Raw genomic sequence first — 3,130 nt, 5'->3', positions numbered from 1 at the left:
AGGCTCTCCCTGCGTAGGTGTGTTCTTTAGTGAAACGGCTTAAAGGCATGGTGCACGGGCTTTGATACCCTTCACGGACAAACGTCACGCGATTAAAGGCCACTGACAGCACCTGAACGGTATCCCCGTTCTTATGGGTGTAGTAGTCATGGGGCGCGGGGTTACGCATGGTTCACCCCCTGAACGGTAGACATATCTCTACAGTTGAAAGGTGTATCGATACCGATATCCCATGCTTGACGAGAGACGAATATCAGAGAGGGAATACCTGCCAGTAAACGGGCTTCACCTTCACTCTCTGCCAGCACAGTGATAAGGCGCACCGGGTGAAGATCCACCAGTCGTTGATTGCCTGATGCAATTAGGAATGTAAATTTAAGGTGAGTTTGGTTAGACTGTGTGTCAGCCATAATCGTTACTCCAGTTAACGGTTGTTGGTTAGACGCCTCGATAGTGTTCCCGCACTTCGGGGCGTTGTTGTTTTCACACCGTATACGAGGTTCGGTGTAAGACACATGATAAAGACAAGGTGTCTTACATGCCAACCTTTTAAATTGACATTTTTTAGCATATAATGTCTTACACCAATTAACACGAGGTGTAGAAATGGCAACAGGTTCAAAAAATGCAAAATCACAATCAGTAACGGTACGAGTACTACACGAATTGATTGATGGAATGGAACAAACAAAAGAACAGAACGAAAGTACAGGGCAATTTGTCTCTACCGCAATGCGCGCCGAAATCAAGCGCCGCCAGCGCAAAGCCAAAGCATCATCTGAGTAATAAGCCCAGTAGTTAACTTCGTCAAAATTATTACCTTGATTGACTGACCCTCCAAAAGAGAGGAAGTTAACTGATTGATTCGTCGAGTAAACCAAAAGTGGGTTACGCCAAAGGGTAGCATTCGCCGTGCTATCCTTTTCTTTTTGTGCTCCACTAAATGAGGACTGCAAATTAACCGCGTCGCTAAATGATATGCGGATAGTTTGCATAACCCTTGATGAGTTAAGCAAAGTCCGATTTTCGGATATTGAATTCTGCATCCCGATATTTTCGATGGTCAAACTATGACCAGACTGCATATTTGCAGCTTGATTAAATATCAATGGGTTAAGTAACTGTTCCGAAATAATCGGGGAGTCTAAACTATGACCAAACGCCAAATATGGCGTCTGGATATTTTTCAATGAGTTATGTAGATATGACTGAGCGAAATTTTTCGCTGATTGCTTAATAGTTAATCTTTGATTCCCCCACTTCAGGGGATCAAATGTCATGTTATGACCACTCATCAAATTAACCCCCAATACGTCCGGTAGGGTTCATCAGCATTGCGAATTGCTCTATACGGCGGCTGACTTCTCGCAATGCTTGTGTTGATGATTGCCCCGCATTCCTTGCATCCTGAAAGGCGGCCTGTTCGATTTTATGAAGACAGACAAGTAACCCTAACTGTTGCTCATCTGCGCTCTGGCGTTCACCGGGAAGTAATCCGGTTAAACGGTTCTCAGCACGGGCAAGATTGATGTAATGGTGACGTTCCGCACCTAGATCACGTAAAGCATCACGGGACTCATGATAGTTGGGCAGATATTCACGACGGATAGGTTCAGCCGCTCGTTTCTTAGCAAATGCCTTTGTCACGTCTAATTTGAACTGGATCGTCTGGTCATGATTGCGCCCACGAACAATACGGCACATAAAGTCGAACTGGTTTTCATTGAGCAGGTAGTAAAGCTGTGAACGCCCACGCTTTGATTTTCCCGATTTCAAATCGGAAAATTCTTTCAGGCTTTGTCTTGGTAAAGTTCCGAACTCTCTTAATTTCTCAGAGTGCTTTTTTATCATTGCAATAAGGCTTTCATGCTGGATATTTACACGCTCGGCAAACAGCCGTGAATCTATTCTCGATTCGGTTCTATGCTGAACCAAAATAGGCTCTTGACTATTTTCAGAGTGAGCGAGTACCTGACCATTTAAGGCCATATTTTTATATGTCATATTTTTACCCTGTCTTAATTAATTTGATTTTCGGCTGTAAGGGTTATTTACATTCTCTACTGTTGGCGGATTACGTACCCACCAGAGCACATCACTTAATAACCATGCACAAGAATTACGCCCAAAATGACAGCGAGGCGGAAATAAACCTAATGTTTCTAATTTATGACAATGACTGCGAGAAATGCCGGATATTTTTTCACGTTCTCTCTCCCTTATTCGTCTTTCACTTTCGCCATAAGCAGAAAGAATATATTTTCGCTGTTCGTCGGTAGGTAATATAAATTTGGGCATTACATCACCTCACTGCGAGATTCAGCGATGCGTTGTGATATCCAGTCATCTATTTCTGACTCAATAAAAGCAACTGAGCGAGTGCCTATTTTGACTTGTTTAGGGAATTGACCAGCTTGAATGAGTTTATAGAGCCATGCCTTACCATAACCAGTACGGCGCTGAACTTCGGGTAAACGGATAAGATTTTCTTTTTGAATGTTAAGTACTGGCATGTAGCCCTCCTGTTATCGAATTCTTGGTTTGCCTTAGTAGACGTTCGTTGATGACAGGAGGTATTAAGAATGATTTTTAGTAAAAACTCATTGCACACAAATTTGTAATTTTGCATGCAAAACTAATTCATTGATTTGTATAATTTATTTGATATTGAGAAAATTTCATTAATTTTTCTTTCACCTAGATTCCTTATCCCTTTATCGCTCAATGTTAAAGCTATTTCTCCCTGAGTCCATTTTTTAGCCTTAGATGTGACGCAATTTAAAACTCCTCCAATAAGGTGTAGTAATTGTTTGGAAGCATATTCGTCACTTCCATCTAATAATTTCCTTTCAAAATCAAACAAATTTTCAGGCGTAATGCCAAATTCTGTATTAGCAGGAACTCCATCTGTAGGGAAATAATACTTAGAGTCTAGATATTTTATCTCTGAATGGTTTTCATCAACATTATATGACTCATCAAACATTTTATTAATTCGGTGTTCAAATACGAATAATTGTTGTATTATGGAAAGATGAAAAAAGATACTCGACAACTTCCTCCAGAGATACAACAATATAATCGGCAATTGGTGATACGCATGTATCAGCAAGGGATCTCGCGGAATACC

At 41.2% G+C, this 3,130-nt stretch carries 7 protein-coding genes; 1 reads left to right on the top strand and 6 read right to left on the bottom strand.

Going from position 1 to position 3,130, the window contains the following annotated elements; genetic code table 11:
- A partial coding sequence (locus ABLA85_RS15910) for a DUF4222 domain-containing protein (protein WP_367965359.1) occupies window positions 1-169 on the bottom strand: 169 nt, incomplete at its 3' end.
- Window positions 162-410: a hypothetical protein gene (locus tag ABLA85_RS15905; RefSeq protein WP_367965358.1), complete on the bottom strand. Its 249-nt coding sequence runs from the start codon at window positions 408-410 to the stop codon at window positions 162-164. The genes ABLA85_RS15905 and ABLA85_RS15910, both read right to left, overlap by 8 nt.
- 196 nt (window positions 411-606) lie before the next feature.
- Here ABLA85_RS15905 and ABLA85_RS15900 point away from each other — a divergent pair, with 196 nt between their 5' ends.
- A complete protein-coding gene (locus tag ABLA85_RS15900) occupies window positions 607-786 on the top strand; it encodes a YlcI/YnfO family protein (RefSeq protein ID WP_367965357.1) in 180 nt (59 codons plus the stop codon).
- Window positions 787-1,299: 513 nt separating this feature from the next.
- On the opposite strand, the gene ABLA85_RS15895 is transcribed toward ABLA85_RS15900, so the two are convergent.
- The 4 genes from ABLA85_RS15895 to ABLA85_RS15880 form a co-directional block, all read right to left on the bottom strand.
- Window positions 1,300-2,004: a Rha family transcriptional regulator gene (locus ABLA85_RS15895; protein ID WP_367965356.1), complete on the bottom strand. Its 705-nt coding sequence runs from the start codon at window positions 2,002-2,004 to the stop codon at window positions 1,300-1,302.
- 18 nt (window positions 2,005-2,022) lie between these two features.
- Entirely contained in the window at window positions 2,023-2,298 is a 276-nt protein-coding gene (locus tag ABLA85_RS15890; RefSeq protein ID WP_367965355.1) for a helix-turn-helix transcriptional regulator, read from the bottom strand.
- The gene (locus tag ABLA85_RS15885) at window positions 2,298-2,513 is read right to left on the bottom strand and encodes a helix-turn-helix transcriptional regulator (protein WP_367965354.1); all 216 of its coding nucleotides are present in this window, start codon (window positions 2,511-2,513) and stop codon (window positions 2,298-2,300) included. The genes ABLA85_RS15890 and ABLA85_RS15885 overlap by 1 nt, the downstream gene beginning before the upstream one ends.
- 122 nt (window positions 2,514-2,635) lie before the next feature.
- A complete protein-coding gene (locus ABLA85_RS15880; RefSeq protein ID WP_367965353.1) occupies window positions 2,636-2,986 on the bottom strand; it encodes a hypothetical protein in 351 nt (116 codons plus the stop codon).
- Window positions 2,987-3,130 lie beyond the last annotated feature (144 nt).

Origin of the sequence: Xenorhabdus sp. SGI246 (assembly GCF_040838225.1) — a bacterium.
GTDB lineage: Bacteria > Pseudomonadota > Gammaproteobacteria > Enterobacterales > Enterobacteriaceae > Xenorhabdus > Xenorhabdus indica.
Note: the sequence above shows the minus strand (reverse complement) of the source record. Positions and strands in the feature narration are given on the sequence as shown.